The 19,484-nt window shown below is 59.9% G+C and carries 19 protein-coding genes; 13 read left to right on the plus strand and 6 right to left on the minus strand.

Annotated elements, in window-relative coordinates; all coding sequences use genetic code 11:
- Positions 1-93: 93 nt before the first annotated feature.
- The 6 genes from EET67_RS12370 to EET67_RS12395 form a co-directional block, all read right to left on the minus strand.
- Complete coding sequence (locus EET67_RS12370; protein WP_128626494.1) at positions 94-1,446, minus strand: D-serine ammonia-lyase; 1,353 nt, start codon at positions 1,444-1,446, stop codon at positions 94-96.
- 66 nt (positions 1,447-1,512) lie between these two features.
- Positions 1,513-2,772 (minus strand): serine hydroxymethyltransferase, encoded by a 1,260-nt coding sequence (locus EET67_RS12375; protein WP_128626495.1) that lies wholly within the window; start codon positions 2,770-2,772, stop codon positions 1,513-1,515.
- 353 nt (positions 2,773-3,125) lie between these two features.
- The gene (locus tag EET67_RS12380; protein ID WP_128626496.1) at positions 3,126-3,884 is read right to left on the minus strand and encodes an amino acid ABC transporter ATP-binding protein; all 759 of its coding nucleotides are present in this window, start codon (positions 3,882-3,884) and stop codon (positions 3,126-3,128) included.
- A gap of 31 nt (positions 3,885-3,915) precedes the next feature.
- Positions 3,916-5,046, minus strand: a complete 1,131-nt coding sequence (locus EET67_RS12385) for an amino acid ABC transporter permease (RefSeq protein ID WP_128626497.1) — start codon at positions 5,044-5,046, stop codon at positions 3,916-3,918.
- A complete protein-coding gene (locus EET67_RS12390) occupies positions 5,043-6,251 on the minus strand; it encodes an amino acid ABC transporter permease (RefSeq protein WP_128626498.1) in 1,209 nt (402 codons plus the stop codon). Before EET67_RS12390 ends, EET67_RS12385 begins: the two co-directional genes overlap by 4 nt.
- 112 nt (positions 6,252-6,363) lie before the next feature.
- A complete protein-coding gene (locus EET67_RS12395) occupies positions 6,364-7,395 on the minus strand; it encodes a transporter substrate-binding domain-containing protein (RefSeq protein WP_128626499.1) in 1,032 nt (343 codons plus the stop codon).
- Between the two features lie 269 nt (positions 7,396-7,664).
- On the opposite strand from EET67_RS12395, the gene EET67_RS12400 reads away from it, so the two are divergent.
- The 13 genes from EET67_RS12400 (at position 7,665) to EET67_RS12460 (ending at position 19,477) form a co-directional block, all read left to right on the plus strand.
- The gene (locus EET67_RS12400; RefSeq protein ID WP_128626500.1) at positions 7,665-8,588 is read left to right on the plus strand and encodes a LysR family transcriptional regulator; all 924 of its coding nucleotides are present in this window, start codon (positions 7,665-7,667) and stop codon (positions 8,586-8,588) included.
- Positions 8,589-8,901: 313 nt separating this feature from the next.
- On the plus strand, positions 8,902-9,837 hold the full coding sequence (locus EET67_RS12405; RefSeq protein ID WP_128626501.1) for a 2-hydroxyacid dehydrogenase: 936 nt from the start codon (positions 8,902-8,904) through the stop codon (positions 9,835-9,837).
- 87 nt (positions 9,838-9,924) lie between these two features.
- A complete protein-coding gene (locus EET67_RS12410) occupies positions 9,925-10,950 on the plus strand; it encodes an ABC transporter substrate-binding protein (protein ID WP_128626502.1) in 1,026 nt (341 codons plus the stop codon).
- Between the two features lie 44 nt (positions 10,951-10,994).
- Positions 10,995-11,858, plus strand: a complete 864-nt coding sequence (locus tag EET67_RS12415) for an ABC transporter permease (protein ID WP_245450885.1) — start codon at positions 10,995-10,997, stop codon at positions 11,856-11,858.
- A 14-nt stretch (positions 11,859-11,872) separates the two neighbouring features.
- The gene (locus tag EET67_RS12420) at positions 11,873-12,664 is read left to right on the plus strand and encodes an ABC transporter permease (RefSeq protein ID WP_210211121.1); all 792 of its coding nucleotides are present in this window, start codon (positions 11,873-11,875) and stop codon (positions 12,662-12,664) included.
- A gap of 22 nt (positions 12,665-12,686) precedes the next feature.
- Positions 12,687-13,808: an ABC transporter ATP-binding protein gene (locus tag EET67_RS12425; protein ID WP_245450887.1), complete on the plus strand. Its 1,122-nt coding sequence runs from the start codon at positions 12,687-12,689 to the stop codon at positions 13,806-13,808.
- Positions 13,809-13,896: 88 nt separating this feature from the next.
- A complete protein-coding gene (locus EET67_RS12430) occupies positions 13,897-14,466 on the plus strand; it encodes a HutD/Ves family protein (protein WP_128626688.1) in 570 nt (189 codons plus the stop codon).
- A 163-nt stretch (positions 14,467-14,629) separates the two neighbouring features.
- Positions 14,630-15,484, plus strand: coding sequence for an FAD synthetase family protein (locus tag EET67_RS12435; RefSeq protein WP_165899884.1), 855 nt, complete (start codon positions 14,630-14,632; stop codon positions 15,482-15,484).
- Between the two features lie 148 nt (positions 15,485-15,632).
- Entirely contained in the window at positions 15,633-16,055 is a 423-nt protein-coding gene (locus EET67_RS12440; RefSeq protein ID WP_128626505.1) for a GlcG/HbpS family heme-binding protein, read from the plus strand.
- 31 nt (positions 16,056-16,086) lie between these two features.
- The gene (locus tag EET67_RS12445; protein WP_342634666.1) at positions 16,087-16,797 is read left to right on the plus strand and encodes a glutathione S-transferase family protein; all 711 of its coding nucleotides are present in this window, start codon (positions 16,087-16,089) and stop codon (positions 16,795-16,797) included.
- A 41-nt stretch (positions 16,798-16,838) separates the two neighbouring features.
- Positions 16,839-17,276: a type II 3-dehydroquinate dehydratase gene (locus tag EET67_RS12450; RefSeq protein ID WP_245450889.1), complete on the plus strand. Its 438-nt coding sequence runs from the start codon at positions 16,839-16,841 to the stop codon at positions 17,274-17,276.
- 215 nt (positions 17,277-17,491) lie between these two features.
- On the plus strand, positions 17,492-17,959 hold the full coding sequence (locus EET67_RS12455) for a flavin reductase family protein (RefSeq protein ID WP_165899885.1): 468 nt from the start codon (positions 17,492-17,494) through the stop codon (positions 17,957-17,959).
- Between the two features lie 45 nt (positions 17,960-18,004).
- Entirely contained in the window at positions 18,005-19,477 is a 1,473-nt protein-coding gene (locus EET67_RS12460) for a 4-hydroxyphenylacetate 3-hydroxylase family protein (RefSeq protein WP_128626508.1), read from the plus strand.
- Positions 19,478-19,484 lie beyond the last annotated feature (7 nt).

Consider the following 19,484-nt stretch of genomic DNA (forward strand, 5'->3'; position numbering starts at 1 on the left):
AAATCCGCAAGATGCGTGGTTGCCGAATCGCTCAGCGTATCCGGCAACCTGATGCCGGTGCTCGATCAAATTGGGCTCGCCTCAAGCTCCATGTCACGAGGCGCGCTTGAAATAGCTCGCCATTTCCTCGGCCGGCACCATGCTGCCGCCAGTAAGCCACAGGAGATGGGTTGCGGCCGCAAGCTTCTGCCCATCCAGCCCCATGCGAGTGAGATAGGCTTCATTCGTCAGCACCCGCCCCGGCCCTTGCCCGCCGGCGATAGCCGAAGGCTCAAGCTCGACGCCCTCGCTGTCGCGCAGGATCGAAAGCAGGTCCAGCAGCTCCTGGTCCTGGACCGTGACATAGCCATCGACCAGCCTTTGCACGGCGCGCCCGATGAAGCTGGAGGCGCGGCCGACGGCAAGGCCATCGGCGATCGTCCGGTTGGGGATGCCGAAATCCTGGACACTGATCTCATCATGCCGGCCGGTATAGACGCCAAGCAGCATACAGGGTGACTGGGTCGGCTCGACGAAGACGCAATGCACATGGTCGCCGAACAAAAGCTTCAGCCCGAAGGCGACCCCGCCCGGGCCGCCGCCGACGCCGCAAGGCAGATAGACGAAGAGCGGGTGGTCTTCGTCCACGACGATCCCCTGCTTTGCCAGTTGGGGCTTGAGGCGTAGCGCCGCGACGGCGTAGCCGAGGAAGAGATCTCTTGAATGTTCGTCATCGACGAAGTGGCAGGTCGGATCGGCTTCTGCGTCCTTGCGCCCTTGAGCGACCGCGGCGCTGTAGTCGCCCGCATGCTCCACGACCTCGACGCCGCATTCGCGCAGCTTTTCCTTTTTCCAGCGCCGCGCATCGGCCGACATATGCACCGTGGTGCGGAAGCCGATGCGGGCGCTCATGATGCCGATCGACAGGCCGAGATTGCCGGTCGAACCGACCATGACGCTGTAGCCTGAGAAGAATTTTCGCGCGTCGTCACTGTCGAGTTGGCTGTAATCGTCGCCTTCGCGGATCAACCCCTCGGCAAGCGCAAGCGTTTCGGCACGCTTCAGCACCTCATAGATGCCGCCACGTGCCTTGATTGAGCCGGAGATCGGAAGATGGCTGTCTTTTTTGAGGAACAGCCGTCCGCGCGGCATAAAGCCGTGGTGCTGTCCCAGCGCCCCGAAGAAGGAAGGTGTCTCGACGGTTTCGGACTCGATTATTCCGCCGGCTGCTGCCAGTTCGGGGAAATAGCGGACGAGCAGGGGCGCGAAACGCTGCAGCCTATGGCTGGCATCCTCGATATCCGCCATGCCGAGGCCGACATCGCAGAGCGCCTCGTCGGCCGGGGCAATGCCCGGATTGAACCAGGCGGTTTCCTTGAGCGCGATCAGGTCTTCAAGAAGCGGGAATTCGGCCACCCAGCCTTCGATCGGCTTTCCCAGCACGGAGTGCGAAGATGCAGCAATCATTGGCGGCCTCCCAATTGAAGGGGGCCGCCGCAGCGGCCCCGAGCATGTTCATTACACCAGAAAGTGTCAGTAGATCGGGTATTTCCGGCACAAATCCAGCACCTCGCCACGAACCGCCGTGATCGTCGCTTCGTCGCTATGGTTGCGGATGACCCGCTCGATCCAGCGCGCGATGGTCTGGAATTCGGCCGTGCCGAAGCCGCGAGCCGTGCCGGCATTGCTCGACAGGCGCAGGCCCGAGGGCGCTTCCGGCGGCCGTGTATCGAAGGGGATCTGGTTCTTGTTGACCGCCAGCCCGGCATGTTCGAGCGCCTTGGCGACGATTTCGCCGGTGACGTTGTGGGCAGCCAGATCGACCAGCATCAGGCCGGTGTCGGTGCCGCCGCCGACGATGCGCACATCGGCTTCGCTCAAGCCCTTGGCAAGCGCCTGGGCATTGTCGAGAACGGCCTGGTTATAGACCTTGAACTCCGGCTTCAGCGCTTCGCCGAGCGACGCGGCCTTGCCAGCCACGATGTGCAGCATCACCGACCCCTGTACGCCGGGGAAGATGCCGAAATTGATCTTCTTGCTGAGCGCCTCGTCGTTCCACAGCGCCAGTCCGCCACGTGCGCCGCGCAGCGACTTGTAGGTCGTCGTGGTGACGACATGGGCGTGCGGGAAGGGGTGGGGATGCAGGCCGGTTGCGACTAGGCCGGCGAAATGGGCCATGTCGACCATCAGATAGGCACCCACCTCGTCGGCGATCTTGCGCAAGGTTTCAAAGTTGATGGTGCGGGCATAGGCCGAACCGCCGGCAATAATCATCTTCGGCTGGTTCTTGAGCGCGAGATCGCGGATCTCGTCATAGTCGAGCAACTCGGTCTCACGGTTCACGCCGTAATTGACGATTCTGTAGTCGCGGCCGGTCAGCGTTGCCGGGTGGCCGTGGCTTATATGGCCGCCAGCAGCGGTATTCATCGACAGGATGGTGTCGCCCACCTTCAACAAGCCGAGGAACACGCCGGCATTGGCGTTGGAGCCGGAATGCGGCTGCGCATTGGCGAAACGGCAGCCGAACAGTTCGCAGGCGCGCTTGACGGCGAGCGACTCGATCGCGTCAGCGAATTCGGCACCGCCATAATACCGCGCATAGGGCAGGCCCTCGACGGTCTTGTTGGTCATCACCGAACCCTGCGCCTCCAGCACCAGGCGGGAGACGATGTTTTCCGAGGCGATCAGCTCGATGCCGTCCTGCTGTCTTTTCAGTTCACCCTTGATCGCGCTCTCAAGTTCGGGATCGCTCTCGAGGCCGGCTGTGAAATAGCCCTCATTGAGGTAGGACATCTTGAAGTTCCTCTGGTTCAAATGGCGACAGAAAGCCCGCATTTTGTTCGCGGGAATGCGTTTATTCGAGCGACCCGGACGCGCCGAAACCGAAAATGCCGTGCCGGCGCGGTCCGAAACCGGTAGCGTTGACCGGGACGTTAAGTAGCAGGATTAATTATGTCTACTTAATTGTTCTTCACAGACACATTAGGATAAATGGCCTATTGATTTCTCGCGCACGGGCGCATGGCCGTGTCATTTCCCTGTTCGGATAACTCTTACCCGGACGCCGAAGGCTCGTGATTTCAAGGATGTGGCAGAAAATAAGCCGCCGCGGTATCGGGACGGCTCCCGCGCCGATACTGCGCGTATCAGTGCTTCAGCACGCGTGACAGGAACGTCCTGGTCCGCTCGTTCTGCGGCGCATCGAATATCTGTGCCGGCTTGGCGACCTCCAATATGGCACCCTGGTCGATATAGACCACGCGGTCGGCGACCTCACGGGCAAAGCCCATTTCATGGGTAACGATCATCATCGTCATGCCTTCGGCGGCAAGTTCGCGCATGACGTCCAGCACCTCGCCGACCATTTCCGGGTCGAGCGCCGATGTCGGCTCGTCGAACAGCATGATATGCGGCTCCATCGCCAATGCGCGGGCGATCGCCACGCGCTGCTGCTGGCCGCCGGAGAGCTGTGCCGGATATTTGGCCGCATGTGCCTTCAGGCCGACGCGATCGAGCAGCCGCAGCGCATTGGCCTCGGCCTCCGCCTTCGACTTGCGGCGCACCCGCATGGGCGCCAGCGAGATGTTTTCCAGAACAGTCTTGTGTGGGAAGAGGTTGAATTGCTGGAAGACCATGCCGACACCCTTGCGGATGGCGGCAAGCTCCTTTTCACCACCGATCTTGCGGTCTTCTTCGCGCGGCATCTGGTAGCCGTCCACCGTGATCTCGCCCTGCTGGTAAACTTCCAGCCCGTTCACGCAGCGGATGAGGGTCGACTTGCCCGATCCGCTGGGGCCGATGACCACCATGACCTCGCCCTTTTCGACCGACAGGTCGACGTCCTTGAGAACCTGCAGGCTGCCATAGAACTTGTTCACGCCGGTCATCTCGACGATCGTGCTCATTTCATTGCTCCGTCGAAAGTGTGGACCATACTCACCGGGCGCCCTTTGCCAGATGCAGTTCGAGCTTGCGCGCTGCAAAGGTGATCAGCGATCCGATCAGGAAGTATGTCACGAAGAGGAAGATGTAGATTTCATAGGTGCGGTCGCTGTACTGCGGATTGGCCAGCACCATCTGGCCGGCACGCAGGAAATCCGTCAGGCCGATGATGAACACCAGCGGCGCAGCATTGAAGACGTCGAGCACATTACCCACCAGCGGCGGCACTACGACGCGCAGGGATTGCGGCAGCACGATATAACGGTTGACGTCAAGCTCGCTCATGCCGAGCGAGCGGGCGGCTTCCACCTGGCCCTTCGGCACCGCCTGCAAGCCGCTGCGGACATATTCGGCGACATAGGCGGAGAAGAAGATGGTGAAGCCGGCCATGCCGCGCAGAACGTCCGGGACCGAATATTGCGGGGCCAGCACCGGCAGCACGATCCATACGCAATACACCACCAGGATCAGCGGAACCGAGCGCATGGTCTCGATATAGGCAGTGCAGAACATGCGCACGCTTGCCAGCTGGCTGCGGCGGCCGAAGGCCAGCAATATGCCGAGCGGCAGCGACAGCACGGCTGTCACCATCGTGATCAGCACGCTGAGCATGAGGCCGCCCCACAGGCCGATGCCGGGAGGCGAGAGCAGCGCAAAGACCGCAATCAGCCCCAGCGTCCAGGCCGGCACCAGGAAGCGCCGCAAATTCTCCCAGCGAGAGGTTGCAAACCAGCCTGCCAGGGCAAGTGCGGCGGCCGCGACGATCAGCAACGCCGATGTCGGCTCGCTATAGACCGCGACCAGCGCGATTGCGGCGACCACCAGGCAATAGCCCAGTGCCAGCACGCGATGGAGAAAGAACACGCAGCCCAGCGTAGCCCCGAACAGCAGGCCGAAGATGAGCAGTGTTCCCCACGCCCGCCAGATCTGATCGGCAGGGTATATGCCGACCAGAAGCACGCGGATGCTTTCGGGAATGATGCCCCATTGCGCGCCCTGGAACACCCAGGACCCGCCGGAATACAAGGCCCACGCGCAAAGCGGGATGACGACCAGGGAAAGGACCGCATCGAGCGGCTTGGCGAACAGGTTGCGGTGGGACCAGCGTATGGTCGAGGCGATCATCGGCTTGTCCCCATTGCCAGACGCGAATTGGCGAAGTTCACCACGGCGCTGATGATCCAGCTCAGCAGCAGATAGGCGACCATGACGATGACGATGCCTTCGAGTGTGCGTCCTGTCTGGTTGGCGATGGTGCCGTAAATGTTGAACAGTTCCGGAAAGCCGATGGCGATGCCGAGGGCGGTGTTCTTCGACAGGTTGATATACTGATTGCCAAGCGAGGGCAGCACCACACGGAACACCTGCGGCAGGATGATATCGCTCAGCGTATCGCGCCGGTTGAGCCCGAGCGCGGCCGCGGCCTCCCACTGGCCCCTGTTCACCGCTTCGATCGCGCCACGCACGATCTCGGCGATATAGGAGGCGCTGTTGACCACGATGGCCAGAAGCAGGGCAGCCATTTCCGGGCTGATGGCAATGCCACCCGAAGCCCTGAACCTGTTGGCGACCGGATAGTCGAGCACGAAGGGGAAACCGAGGCCGATGGCGAGCGCAAGGGCAGCGAACGCAGCCACGAGCGCAAGAATCCGCAGCTTCGCACTCACGAAAAGGGCGGTAAATACGAGTGCGATACCGACACTTGCCGCGACCGCCGAAGGTATCGTGGCGCCTTCCGCGAGAACCGGCCAGGGCAGATAGGTGCCCTGTTGGCTGATGATGAAGCCGCCATAGAGCTTGGCGGCCGCGGCCAGCGGCGGGAATTGCAGGACGACGGCGAAGTACCAGAAGACGAGCTGGATCAGGAGCGGCGTGTTGCGCACGAACTCGATCACGCCAAAGGAAATCTGGCGGACAAGCCAGTTCGTGGACAGGCGGCCGACACCGAGCATGACGCCCAGGATCGTGCTGAATATGATGCCGAGAACCGCAACCTTGATCGTATTGAACAGGCCGGTGATCAGGGCCTGCGCGTTGGAATCAGCTGCCGTGAAGTCGGTAAGGTTCGGCAGCGAGCCGCTCCAGCTGAATGTCTTGCCTTCGCTGATGTCGAAGCCGGCGGCCTGCCAGAGATAGTCGAAGCTGAAACTGATGCCATGCCGGGCAAGGCCGTTGCGCACCGCAAGCGCGAAGGCGATCAAGATGCCAACCATCGCGACGATGATGGCGATCTGCAGGAGATCGTGCTTGATCCGTTTCTTGCGCCGGCTCCAGGCCGACGCCTTCAGGTCGAACCGTGGCTGGGGTCCGGTCTGTTGCTGAACTGTCATCGTGTGTTCCGCAGAAAACGGCTGGTCGACATTTTATGCCTCATTCGACCGCCGATAAAGGAAAGTCCGGCGGCATAGCCGCCGGACAGTGGCATGCGGTCAAAGCATGCAATTAGTTCCAAAGCGGCGAGTAGATGGCACCGCCTTCGGTCCACAGGGCGTTCGGGGTGCCCTTGCGCTCCAGATACATGGTGGTGTCCGGTCCGAGATTGCGCTCATAGATCTCGCCGTAATTGCCGACGGCGCGAACCGCCTGCTGGATGAAGTCGTCGGGCAGGCCGAAGTCCTTGCCGAAGCCGCCATTGACGCCGAGCAGCTTCTGGAAGAACGGATCGTCGCTCTTCATCAGCTCATCGAGCTTTGCCATGGTGACACCGGATTCCTCAGCCTGGAACAGACCGTAGGTGATCCAGCGCAGGGCATTGCGCCATTTGGAATCATTGGCCACCACGAAGCCGGCGAAGGGCGACTTGTCGAGCGTATCAGGCAGGATGACGTAGTCGGATGGGTTGGGCGAATTGCCGGCCCAGGCGGCAAGCGCCGACTTGTCCGTGCTCATGGCGTCGCAGCGGCCCGAGCCGAGTGCCGCGAACAGCTTTTCCAGGTTTTCATAGGTGAGGACCTTGGAGGTGGTCCAGCCCTTGGCCTTGAAGGCGCTCGCCAGAACCGTTTCGGTCACCGACCCTTGCGTGGTGCAGAAAGTGGCGCCGTCCAGTTCGTCCAGCGACTTTACGCCGATCTCGGACTTAACCATGATGCCGGTGCCGTCATAGAAATTGATCGGCAGGAAATCGACGGAAATGGCGGATTCGCGTGCCGGCTTGAGTGTGGTGTGGGCGAAGACGACGTCCACCTGGTTGGTGAGCACGGCATCGAAGCGGCTCTTGTCGGTGACGGTGACGAACTTCACCTTGGTTGCGTCGCCAAGCACCGCAGCGGCGACGGCCTTGCAGAAATCGACGTCGAGACCTTCCAACTGGCCGGTCTTGGTGTTGAGATAGCCGAAGCCCGGCGCGGTGTTGTCGGTGCCGCAATGCAGCACCCCGCGTTCCTTGACGGTGTCCAGGACGGAGGCGGAGGCCGGGTTCATGGACAGGCCGATGGTCGCGAAGACGCCGGCTGCCAAAAGTTTGCCCAATGACATTTCATTCCCCTTACTTTGATACCAATACTGTAATGCCCGACTTGAAATGGAGTCGGCCGGATTTGCAGGCATGGCGGTTTGCCGTTCCGCCGGGAAGTCTCAGGCGCGGTCCTAAACCACGAACACGAGGGGCCGCGCAAGCCCGCCGATCATGACCGGTCCCTTCAGCCAATCAGACGCTAGGGGGTGTTTTTCATAAGGTCCACTTAATTTTCCTTGATTAATATGTAAGTAAATATAAACAGTGGCTGACCAACCGGAACCGATCGATGGATATTTCCCGGCTAAGGGCGCTTCGCGAATTGGCCAAGCGCAAGACCATGGCGGCAGTCGCCGATGCGTTGTTCGTGTCGGCCTCTGCCGTGTCGCAGCAGATTTCACAGCTCGAAGACGAGGCAGGCGTGCCGTTGATAAGCCGGCGCGGGCGGGGAGTACGCCTTACCGAGGCCGGGGAACGGCTCGTGGCGCATGCCGAGAGAATCATCGGCATTTTGGAGGAAGCCAAGACCGACCTTGCCGAGTTGAAGAAGATTGTCGCGGGCGAAGTCAGGCTGGCTGCATTTCCGTCCATTGCCTCGACGCTTGCACCTGCGGCGATGCAGGAGGTGGAGACAGCCCACCCGCGGTTGAGGGTCGTTCTCAATGTGATGGAACCCATGGAGGGCCTGGCAGCCTTGCGGGCCTGGCAAACGGATGTCGCGATTGTCGACGACCTGACGGTCGATCCCTCCAGTGCCGATCGCAATGTCGAAAAAACCTATCTGTGCGACGACCGGCTTTATGCGATCCTCCCGGCCGGCCATTCTCTGGCGGGGCGCGACAGCGTCCACCTCAACGAGTTAGCGGATGCCAAATGGGCGCTCGACGTGGCGTCCAACAAATATTCCGAAGTCATCATGGCGGCTTGCCACCATGCCGGCTTCGAGCCTGTCGTGAACGCTTATTGCAATGGGTTCGAGGTGGTGGTCGCGCTGATCGAGGCAGGCTGCTCGGTGTCCGTCATGCCGGGGCTGAGGCTGAAGAGCTATCGCGGCGAGGTGGTGTCGGTGCCGGTGGTGCCTGAGATCCGCCGGCAGATATTCGCAGCCGTTAGAGCAGGCGAGACACGAAATCCCAGCATTGCCGCCGTGCTTCACGCCCTCGGCACTGCCGTTGAGCTGCAGGTGCCCGCGCACACAATGTCCAGCTTGTAGTTCCGATGGGCGGCTATGGCCCGCATGGAGAGACCGCCATGGCCTCCAGGTCATAAGCCGCGTTCAAGCCCGAAGCTCTGACGCAAGAAATCAACAGTCTTTGGAAAACGCCGGGATGCGCGTCCAGCGCTCATGACACCGCATTGGATATGGCTATGATTGGATCGGATTTGCCAATCCAAAAGACCGAACAAAAATGCTTTTCAATTTTGTGCCCCCGCCTCAAGCTGACCTGAAATCCAACAGTGCCGGTGACAGTCGGTGCCTGTAGACGGCTCTTGATCAGGAAACCGTGCTGTAGCGGGGAGTTTGCATGACGCTTGACGCATTGGTTTTTTACAGCCCAGTGGATGACCCTCAAGCGTGGCGAAAGGCGCTCGCCTCCGAACTTCCCGACATTGATTTTCGTGTTGATCCTGATGTTGGCGACCCGGACGAAATCAGCTTTGCCCTGACCTGGTTGCCGCCGAAGGGCTTTTTCCATCGCTTCCGCAATCTGAAGCTGGTGACCAATCTTGGCGCGGGCGCTGACGCACTGCTGAACCGGGACGATCTGGTGCCTGTTCCCATCACCCGCCTGTCTGATCCGGGGATGGTCTCGTTGATGACGAGTTATGTCGTCTATGCGGTCACCCGCTATGCCCGTGACATGCATATTTTTGAGCGCGCCACGCGCCGAGGCGAGTGGCACTATGTCCACCCGCGATCCCTGTCCGAGATCAAGGTCGGCATTCTGGGGCTTGGTGAACTCGGCGCCCATGCTGCCCAAACGCTCTCAGGCATGGGTTATGATGTTTATGGCTGGTCGCGGACCCTGAAGAATATAGCGGGCGTCGCTTGCTTCGCCGGGCGCGAGGCGCTCGACCAGGTACTCGGGCAGTGCGAAATCGTCGTTTCGCTGCTGCCGGCGACCGGCGATACGCGCGCCTTGCTCGGCGCTCGCGAATTGGCGCTCATGCCGCGCGGGGCAAAATTTATCAATGCCTCGCGCAGCGCGGTCGTGGATGAAGATGCACTTATAGAAGCGCTTCGCTCAGGTGCGATCGGCGAGGCGACACTGGATGTCTTCAACGTCGAGCCGCTGCCACGCAATCACCCGTTCTGGACATTGGACAATGTCCTAATAACCCCGCATCTGGCAAGCATTACGATCCCGGCGCTTGCCGTTCGTAACGTCGCCGAGAGTATCAGGCGCGTGCGGCGCGGCGAGGAGCCGCTCCATAGGGTCGATCCACGAAGAGGATATTGAAGACTGCAGGCGGCGGCCCCGACAGAACAAGAGGGGCATTCGCTTGACGTAACGTAAGCGAACATTGAAAAAATGGAGGAGAATTCAATGAAGAGATTTCTGGTCAGCCTGAGTCTGTTGGCGACGGCCTTTGCCGCAACGCCCTCAAGTGCCCAGGAGAAGCTGATTGTCAGCACTTGGGGCGGCAATTGGAAGGACGGGGCAGGCATTATCGCCAAGGAATTCACCAAGCGGACCGGCATGGAAGTGGAATTCATCACCGGTGGCACGCTCGACCGCCTGGCTAAGGCCAAGGTCGCCAAGGACAATCCGGAATCGGACGTCACCTACACCACCTCGCATGTCGGCTATCTCTACCAGTCCGATGGGCTGTTCGAAAAACTCGACATGAGCAAGATCCCGAATGCCGCCGACCTCTATGCGGCCGGAGATCGTGGTGGATATGAGATGGGCGTTTACTCCTATGTCTATACGCCGGCCTTTCGCACGGATCTGATGCCGGAAGGCTTCAAGGTCGATTCCTGGAAAGTGCTCTGGGACAAGAGCATGGAGGGCAAGCTGGGTCTGCCCGATTTCGACCCCAGCCATATCGTGATCGCGTCGTCGATCATGGAGGGCAAGACGCCGTCCGACTGGGAGAGCATCACGGACAAGCTCGAAGCCTTGAAGCCGAGTATCAAGGCATTCTACCAGTCCGATGCAACAAGCCAGGACCTGATCCGCACGGGCGAGACGCCGGTGCAGGTGCTGCTTTCGATCAACGGATATCACCTGATCGAGCAGGGTGTGCCGGTCGAGATCGACATCCCCAGTGAAGGTGCCGTGGTCGGCATCGGCGCGCTCGGCATCAATGCCGGCACCAAGAAGCTGGATGCTGCCCACGAATTCATCAATGTCGCGCTCGACCCGGCCATTCAGGAGCAACTCTGCGAGTTCCACAAATGCTCGCCGATGAACCAGAAGGCAAAGGTTTCCCCCGAACTCGCCAAGCTGCCGGGCATCTTCACCACGCCGGAGCAGTGGGAAAAGCAGGCGATCGTTCTCGACGACGAGACCTACGCCAAGCTACTTCCACTGTGGAAGATCTGGTTCACCGAAAACATGATGCAGTAATCAACAACCGTAAAACAGGGTGGGCGGCGTCATAGCGCCGCCCGATGACGATGACGCAACAGCGCCCGTTCTTCATTCCTTTCCTGGTGCCGGCGGTCCTCGTGGCGGTGATCTTTGCCGCGGCGATGTTCAATGTCTTCCAGTACAGCTTCCTCGAATTCGTTCCAGGCTCGGTCGAAGTCGGAGGTTTTACCCTCGACAATTTTGCCCGCATCAACCGACCCATTTACTATTGGGTGCTGCTCGACACTTTCCTGCTGAGCTTTGCCACAGCCTTTTTTGCCTTGGTGCTGAGCTATCCGATCGCCTTTGCTGTGGTGCGCGCGGAAAGGAACTGGGTACGCTCTGTGCTTGTGGTGCTGGCGATTACGCCGCTCTTCACCGGCGAGATCGTGCGCACCTATTCCTGGATGCTCGTGCTTGGCACCGACGGTGTCATCAATACAACTTTGAAGGCACTCGGTCTCATCGAGGGTTCCATACCGATCATGTACACGCGCCCGGGCGTCGTCATTGCGCTCGTGCAGTTTGCCATGCCGGTAATGATCATCCTGCTTGCCACCGCCATCAGCCAGGTCAAGCGCGATTGCGAAAAGGCGGCGGCCAATCTTGGTGCCACGCCCAATACGGTGTTCTGGCGAGTGACCATTCCCCTGACGATGCCCGGCATTCTTTCCAGCTTCGTCGTCGTGTTCGCCTGGACGATGAGCGCCTTTTCCACGCCGCAACTGATCGGTGGGGGCAAGGTTCTGATGATCTCGAACGTCGTCTATCTGCAGGGGTTCTCCTCGTTCAATCTGCCCTTTGCCGCAGTGCTCAGTCTTATTGCACTGGGAGCGGCTCTTGGTAGCCTGGGCCTGATGAAGCTTGCGACCGCGCGTTTTGAACGCAAACTGGCAACAGTATGAGCAGGAGCACCAACATGCGAAGCGTCCTGTTTTGGTCTGCCGTCGTCCTTATCCTTGTCTATATGACCCTGCCGGCCGTGGTCGTGGTGGCAACGTCGGTGAACCCGACTGAACTCATGGCCTTCCCGCCGACCGGCTTTTCCCTGCGCTGGTACGAAAAGGCGCTGACCTATCCCGATTTCCAGGAGGCGTTCAAATCCAGCCTGGTCGTCATGGCCTTGTCTTCGACACTGGCGACACTGCTCGGGTCGAGCTTTGCCTTCCTGATCTTTCACTACAAGTTCCGCGGCCGCGGCCTGCTTGAGGCAGCGCTCTGGTCGCCGCTGATCATCCCGCACTTCACCACCGGCTTCGGCTTTCTTCTATTGGGCAGCCATTTGAGCCTGACGCAAGGCTATGCCGTGATCGTCATGGCTCACCTTCTGCTGGTGACGCCGTTCGTGACGCGGGCAGTGTTTGTGTCGCTGAGCAATGTGGACACGAATTATGCCCGTGCTGCTGCCAATCTTGGCGCGACGCCGAGCGAGGTGTTGTTCAAGATCACGATCCCGCTGGTGCTGCCCGGCATGATCGGAGGCTGGCTCATCGCTGCGATCCTCTCGCTGACCGAGTTCACAGCATCGCTTTATGTCACCGCAAGCCGCACCCAGACCCTGCCTGTCGCCATGTACAACTACATTCGCGAATATGCGGACCCGACCATCTCGGCGATCTCGGCACTGCTTATCCTGTCCACCACGATCATCATGATCGTTGCCAATCATTTCCTCGGTCTTCGTCGTATTCTCGGAATCGACAACGGCTGATGCACCAAGAGGTTTTCTACTCATGATCCATCAGAAAATGACCGCGCTCCAGCCTGACGATTGTGCTGTCGAGATCAACCATGTCAGCCGCGTGTTCGGCTCGGTCCAGGCCGTCAACGATGTGTCGCTTTCCATCCGGACAGGTGAATTCATCACCCTGCTGGGGCCGAGTGGCTGCGGCAAGACGACCTTGCTCAACATGGTTGCCGGCTTCATCAATCCGAGTTCGGGTGCGATCCGCATCGGCGGTAAGGATGTCACCAATGTGCCGGTGCATCTGCGCGACACTGGCATGGTTTTTCAAAGCTATGCGCTGTTTCCGCACATGAACGTCTTCGACAATGTCGCCTTTGGCCTGCGCCAGCGGAAATTTACGAAAGCCGATATTTCGAGCAAGGTCATGCAGGCGATCGAGATGATGAGTCTCTCCGGCATGGAGCACCGCCGCATCTCGCAGCTCTCGGGCGGTCAGCAGCAGCGCGTCGCTCTGGCGCGCGCCATCGTGATCAAGCCCAAGGTGCTGCTGCTCGATGAACCCTTGTCGGCTCTCGACAAGAGCCTGCGCGCCCAGATGCAGGTCGAACTCATTGAGCTGCATCGAAACACCGGCCTGACGACGATTTTCGTCACCCATGATCAAGGTGAGGCCTTGAGCCTGTCGGATCGCATCGTGGTGATGAACCGTGGGCAGATCCAGCAGGTGGCAGAGCCGATCGATCTCTATCGCAATCCGGCGAATGGATTCGTCGCTTCGTTCATTGGCGAAATCAACGCCTTGCCGCCGGCCACATGCACCGTTGCGAGTGATGAAATTTCGCTTGATATAGGCAATATTCGGTTGATTGCTCCACGTCGCCCGGAGTGGCAATTCGCTTCAGGTCAGTCCGCAAAGGCATTCGTCAGGCCCGAACACATCCGCATCGCCACACCTGCGGATGGCGGGCGCAATGTCGTGACCGGCGAAGTTCTGACCCACATCTATCAAGGCTCGCACACGATCACCCGGCTGAATGTCGATGGTCTCGGTCCGATAGAGATGCGGCTTCCGGGCGGTGATGTTGTCGGGCGTGTTCCAGTCGGCCTGAAGGCTGACATCGCAATCAATCTTGCCGAAGTCGTTCTTCTTTCCAACACCGCGAACTGACCGCCATACCCGCCCCGCGCCTTCGCCGGCATATCTGCCGGCGACATCGGGGAAGCGGGGCGGCAGCCTGCCGGAGATTTGCATAGTGATGCTCCTTACTTCGGAAGACTATCGAAAGACGCCCTGGAAAAACGGTGGCGGCATTACCGAGGACGTATTGCTGCTGCCACAAGGCAGCTCGCATGAGGATTTCGATATCCGCATCAGCCGTGCGCCGATCGTCGACGAGTCTCGCTTTTCCGTTTTTCCGGGCATCGACCGCACGATCACCCGGCTTGGCGAAAATCCGCTGACGCTTTGCTTTTCCGATGGACAGGAAACCGAGCTTCCCTATCTGTGGCCTCTCAGCTTCGACAGTGCGCTGGCGCCCAGCTCCCGTCTGCCTGCCGGCGCATCCCGGGTCATGAATGTGATGACGCGGCGCGGCCGCTGGCAGGCTCATGTTTGCGTGCTCCGCGGACCCGCCCGGGAAAAGCGAGACGTACCGCCGGGCGGAATGATTGTCGCGCACGCAGCAAAAAGCGGCTGCCGGGTGTCTGGCATTCAGGTCGGCGAGGGGCAGACATTGATCGTGGACGATATGCTGGATGTGTTGATTGCAACAGATGCAGGCAGCGCCTGCCTGGTCGCAGCGATCTCCCCGGAAAGCGCCAGATAGCGGACAGCCGACAGGCTTCGAAATTTCCGATCCAAATCGTCTTTGTTTTTTGTGATGCAGGAGCGCACGCTAGTTTTCGGCCATGAACATGATGGTCGCCATTCAAGAAGCGTTTTCTCTATCACTGGACCCCAGCAGGTCCATGGACCTGCTGGCGCGCGCCATGAATGACATCGGAAAATCTTGTCATCGTGTCGCCGCCGGTCACGAACTCCAGCTTCTGACCGACTCTGCGGTGGTCCCTAAGCGGCTGAAGGGAAGCGTCATGCTTCTCGGCAATTTCGACGGGTTCCATTGTGGGCACCAGGCGCTGTTGGCAGCCGCGCGGGCCGAGGCCTCGGCATGCGGTGCACCGCTTGGTGTCATGTCGGTCGAGCCGCATCCCAAACAGCTTTTCGCACCGCATTCCGAACCGTTTCGGCTGTCCTCGCCCACCACGAAAAGAGAAACCTTCAGCCGCCTTGGCCTCGATTTCCTCTATAGTCCCCGCTTCAATCGCGCCTTTGCCGGCCAGGAGCCCGAACAGTTCATCGACGATATCCTGGTCGGTGGACTGGCTGTCTCGAGAATTGTCGTCGGGCGCGGTTTCAGGTTCGGCAAGCAGCGGCGCGGCGATGTGGACCTGCTGTGCCGGTTTGGCGAGCAAAGCGGTTTTGCCGTGACCGCTGTCGATGAGCTTGGCCAGGACGGCGCCAAGTATTCATCTACGCTGGTGCGCAATCACCTGGCGGCCGGAGAGATCGATGCTGCCAATGCCCTGCTTGGCGGTCCGTGGAGCGTGGAACTCGGCGCCTTGCCTGGATCGCTGCGATTGCCTGGTGAAGGGTCGGTTAGCTGGCCGGTATCGGTGCTGAAGCCTGCTTGCGGTGAGTACCGGGTGATGGCGCGGCAGGCTGAAACCGAGATGAGTTCTTTGGGCACTCTTGCGATTTCGCCGACGACAACAAGCCTTACGTTGCAATCTTCCGGGAATCTCGCATCGGCCCCACTCATTGTCGACTTCCTCGGCAGGGCATGAAATTCCAGTGTCCTTCAAGGATCGTAAAACTCGATCCAAAGACACGAGCAATATTATTTTACAGTTGCAGTCCGGTGGCCGGATATTTCGACGCAAATGCATTGTGTCGGCCTGGTTGTCATGGCCGGCACGCCAGCCGGAGGAAGCCATGACGACCAGGCCCGTATTGAAACTCACGCATGCCGGAGCGTTGAAGGCGCTCGCGAGTGCGGTCGAAAAGGCTGAGTCACTTGGTGTTCCCCAGAACATCACGATTGTCGATGACGGCGGCAATCTGCTGGCTTTTGTAAGAATGGACGGCGCGAAGCTGCTGTCGCGCGAAACGTCCATGTCGAAGGCCATTACGGCTGCCTCGCACCGCCAGCCGACCTCTAGGCTCGATCCGAACTATGAAATCAAGCTCGCTATCGCCGGCGGCGGCCGGCTGACCAATCTGGAAGGCGGGCTGCCGATCGTCATCGAGGGGCAGTGTGTCGGTGCCGTCGGCGTCGGGTCGGGTACGGGCGCGCAGGATGTCGAAGTGGCGCGCGCGGCTCTCGCCGGCGTCGGTGCCGAAGACCAGAAGCCCTGACGGAAAATCACCTGCGGACGCGGTGCTCCGCATGGTTCGATCATCGCTCTTAATCGAGACCCGCCGCCGACCTTTGGCCGTTGCCTGGGACTCTCTTCAAACAATTGCGGGTACTGTCTTGAAGCTTTTTTACGCACCCACGTCTCCCTATGTCCGCAAGGTAATGGCGGTGGCGCATGAAACCGATCTTGTAGATGAGATCGAATTGCTGTTCAGCGGCACCACCCCTCTGGCTGGTGACAAGGAACTGAGATCTTTCAATCCGTTAGGTAAGATTCCTGCACTGGTTACGGATGAGGCGGGCTGTCTGTTCGACAGCAGGGTAATTTGTGAATATCTAGCGGCAAAAGGCGGAAACAAAAAACTTTTCCCGCCTGACGGGCCATCGCGGTGGGAGGTGCTTGCGCAGCAGGCTCTGGGTGATGGCCTTCTTGATGCGGCACTGCTGGCCCGATACGAGATCATGATGCGGCCGGAAAACCAGCGCAGCGGCGAATGGCGTGCCGCCCAGCTGCAAAAGGTCACGACGGCGCTCGACCGCATTGAGGCCCTGCTGCCGACGGTCGGAGACACGGTTACGATCGGTACGATCACCTTCGGCTGTGCGCTTGGCTATCTCGATTTCCGCTTTCCCGAACTGGAATGGCACAAGAATCGTCCCGTCGCCGAGCGCTGGTTCGGCGAATTTGATGAACGTCCCGCAATGGCGGCGACCCGGCCTCGAGAACATGTGCCGGCGTGAGCAACGACAGACAACGCGTGTGAGCAGGGATGGTGGACAAATTGCATATCGAAGTTCTGAATGGGCCGAACACCAATCTCTATGGGCTCGATCCGAACGGCCCCTACGGAAAGCTTACCCTTGCCGACATAGAAGAGCGTTGCCGGGCCAAGGCGGAGACGCTGGGTGCGACAGTCCGCTTTCGCCAGTCCAGTGCGGAAGGCGAACTGATCGACTGGATTCATCAGGCGCGCGGCAAGGCCGACGGCATCGTCATCAATGGTGGCAGCCTTTCCTACACCTCCATCGGGCTGATGGACGCCTTGGCGAGCTTTGGCGGCCCGAGTTTTCAGGTTCACGTCAGCAACGTCTTCAAGCGCGAAGCAATCCGCCATCACTCGCCAATCTCGCAGGCCGTGGCCGGCTGCCTGATCGGATTGGGCGCGAGGGGTTACGAATTTGCCGTCGAGGCCGTCATTCGGACCTTGCGCGAAGATTGAAATCGGCTGGATCGGAAATCCTGATCTTAGAAATCTCTAAGATTTATTATACAAAAGAAGCTTTTTGCCGCACTAATTCAGACAGCGAGTAGTCAATGAGCAAGTCGCGAGGTCCGAAGATGTCGACCCTTGAAGCAACCTCCCAAGTATTGCCCCCTTTCACGGCTGTTACAACTGCGATTCCGACGGTTGATCGGGCAGCATTCGTCTCGGCCATGAGCGGAGCCGTCACCAGTGTCAATGTCGTTACTACAGACGGTACTGGCGGTATGTTCGGCGTTACGGTCAGTGCGATGGCTTCAGTGTCGGCAGATCCGCCGATGCTTCTGGTCTGCGTCAACCAGCGCAGCCCCGCTTGCGCAGCGATCAGGGAGAACGGCGTATTTTGCGTCAATCTCCTGGCAGCCAACCAGCATGACATTTCCGATGTTTTTGCCGGGCATCCGCGCGAGGGTGAGGCGTTTGATTTCGGTTGCGCGGAATGGCAGGCGACCACTACCGGCGCGGTTCGCCTGCCGGGCGCTGCCAGCACCTTCGATTGCGTCCTCCATAGCAGCCAGGATGCTGGAACGCATACGATCTTCGTCGGCCGGGTGGTGGATGTGACCGCCACCGAGAGTGCCCCGCTGGCTCATTGCCGCCGCACTTATTGTCATCCGGCCGCGCTGCCGATGACCAATTGAGCGAGTTTTCCAGAACTATGAAGTTATCTAACGGAAGGCATTTCAATGATTAGAACCGGTAACCAATATCGGGATTCGATCCGGGATGGCCGGCGGGTTTGGATTAATGGCGAGCGTGTCAAGGACGTCACGGCTCACCCGATGTTCAAGCCCATCGTCGATATCCGGGCTCGCATTTATGACATGGCGCATGACGCGCAATACAGCTCGATCATGAGCTATGAAGAGGGCGGCGAGCGTTTCGCCGTCGGGCTCAAGCTGCCGCATACGCAGCAGGATTGGCACGACAAGCGCCTCGCCACCGACACTGTGCTCGATGAGGTCAAGGGCATTGTCACCCGCGTCGGCGACGAGACCGTCGGTGAAATGTGGTCGCTGTTCGACGGCCGCGACATGTTGAACGAAGTCGATCCGCGCTTTGCCGAAAATATCGAGCGGCATATCAACACAGTGCTGCGCAACGATCCGTTCCACGTGTCGGCCAATACCGATCCGAAGGGCGATCGCTCCAAGCGTCCGCAGGACCAGGACCCAGACATGCTTTTGCATGTGGTCAAGGAAACGGATGCAGGCATCATCGTTCGCGGCGCGAAATATGAGACGGCTGCGGCCTATGCCAACCAGGCCTTCACCAAGCCGACGATCGCAAACTGGGGCGACGAGAAGCTGTCGGACTATGCGGTTGGTTTCGTCTGCGACTTCTCTTCGCCGAACCTTCGCTTCATCGCCCGCACCGGCTTTGCAGGGCGCGCCCCGGCGGAGGATTACCCGTTGTCGAACCGCGTCGACGAAGTGGATACGCTGGTTATCTATGACAATGTGCTGATCCCTTGGGAGAACGTGCTGTTCTACCAGTACACCAAGGCCGCGCAGTTCATCCGCTCGACGCTGCACCGCTATTCCGCATTTGCCTTCGTTCAGCGCAACCTGAAGCTTGCCGATCTGATGATCGGTGCAGCACTTTGGAACGTGCGCCAGACGGGTCTGGAAAAGCAGCCTGCGGTTCAGGAAAAGCTTGCGCAGCTCGCCTGCTACCGCGAGGGCATCAATGCCCATCTGACGGCTGCGATCGCCAATGCCGAGCCCAGCCCGGCGGGCCTTCTGATGCCGAACCAGTCGCTGCTGATGACCGGTCGCGTGCTTGCCTGCTCGCAGTTGCACAACATGATGCACCTGGCGCGCGAACTGTGTGGCGGCCAGATCTGTATCACGCCGGACGTCGCCAGCTTCCGTGATCCGGAGGCGGGCCCGTGGCTGAACAAATACTACACGCTGAATGACAATTGGCAGGCCGAGGACCGGCGCAAGCTTCTGGCCTTCGCGCGCGACCTACTGAACTCCGACTATGCGGGGCATCGCGTCACTTTCCAGCTCTTCGCGCAGGCCCCGCCCTTTGCGCATCTGGCGGCGGTCTACAACAACTTTGACTGGAGCGAGCCGCTTCGCTTCACCAAGGAATCTGCCGGACTGTCCGATCGCATCTATGGCACGCAAAAGGCGCCGGCCGTAGCGAAGTGACCCCCCT

Source organism: Borborobacter arsenicus, from assembly GCF_003934165.1.
Lineage (GTDB): Bacteria > Pseudomonadota > Alphaproteobacteria > Rhizobiales > Rhizobiaceae > Pseudaminobacter > Pseudaminobacter arsenicus.

What these genes read in the sequence shown, in the direction of transcription:
- EET67_RS12370 (WP_128626494.1), bottom strand. Translation starts at nt 1,446, where the DNA reads ATGATTGCTGCATCTTCGCACTCCGTGCTGGGAAAGCCGATCGAAGGC.
- EET67_RS12375 (WP_128626495.1), bottom strand. Translation starts at nt 2,772, where the DNA reads ATGTCCTACCTCAATGAGGGCTATTTCACAGCCGGCCTCGAGAGCGAT.
- EET67_RS12380 (WP_128626496.1), bottom strand. Translation starts at nt 3,884, where the DNA reads ATGAGCACGATCGTCGAGATGACCGGCGTGAACAAGTTCTATGGCAGC.
- EET67_RS12385 (WP_128626497.1), bottom strand. Translation starts at nt 5,046, where the DNA reads ATGATCGCCTCGACCATACGCTGGTCCCACCGCAACCTGTTCGCCAAG.
- EET67_RS12390 (WP_128626498.1), bottom strand. Translation starts at nt 6,251, where the DNA reads ATGACAGTTCAGCAACAGACCGGACCCCAGCCACGGTTCGACCTGAAG.
- EET67_RS12395 (WP_128626499.1), bottom strand. Translation starts at nt 7,395, where the DNA reads ATGTCATTGGGCAAACTTTTGGCAGCCGGCGTCTTCGCGACCATCGGC.
- EET67_RS12400 (WP_128626500.1), top strand. Translation starts at nt 7,665, where the DNA reads ATGGATATTTCCCGGCTAAGGGCGCTTCGCGAATTGGCCAAGCGCAAG.
- EET67_RS12405 (WP_128626501.1), top strand. Translation starts at nt 8,902, where the DNA reads ATGACGCTTGACGCATTGGTTTTTTACAGCCCAGTGGATGACCCTCAA.
- EET67_RS12410 (WP_128626502.1), top strand. Translation starts at nt 9,925, where the DNA reads ATGAAGAGATTTCTGGTCAGCCTGAGTCTGTTGGCGACGGCCTTTGCC.
- EET67_RS12415 (WP_245450885.1), top strand. Translation starts at nt 10,995, where the DNA reads ATGACGATGACGCAACAGCGCCCGTTCTTCATTCCTTTCCTGGTGCCG.
- EET67_RS12420 (WP_210211121.1), top strand. Translation starts at nt 11,873, where the DNA reads ATGCGAAGCGTCCTGTTTTGGTCTGCCGTCGTCCTTATCCTTGTCTAT.
- EET67_RS12425 (WP_245450887.1), top strand. Translation starts at nt 12,687, where the DNA reads ATGATCCATCAGAAAATGACCGCGCTCCAGCCTGACGATTGTGCTGTC.
- EET67_RS12430 (WP_128626688.1), top strand. Translation starts at nt 13,897, where the DNA reads ATGCTCCTTACTTCGGAAGACTATCGAAAGACGCCCTGGAAAAACGGT.
- EET67_RS12435 (WP_165899884.1), top strand. Translation starts at nt 14,630, where the DNA reads ATGAATGACATCGGAAAATCTTGTCATCGTGTCGCCGCCGGTCACGAA.
- EET67_RS12440 (WP_128626505.1), top strand. Translation starts at nt 15,633, where the DNA reads ATGACGACCAGGCCCGTATTGAAACTCACGCATGCCGGAGCGTTGAAG.
- EET67_RS12445 (WP_342634666.1), top strand. Translation starts at nt 16,087, where the DNA reads ATGGTTCGATCATCGCTCTTAATCGAGACCCGCCGCCGACCTTTGGCC.
- EET67_RS12455 (WP_165899885.1), top strand. Translation starts at nt 17,492, where the DNA reads ATGAGCGGAGCCGTCACCAGTGTCAATGTCGTTACTACAGACGGTACT.
- EET67_RS12460 (WP_128626508.1), top strand. Translation starts at nt 18,005, where the DNA reads ATGATTAGAACCGGTAACCAATATCGGGATTCGATCCGGGATGGCCGG.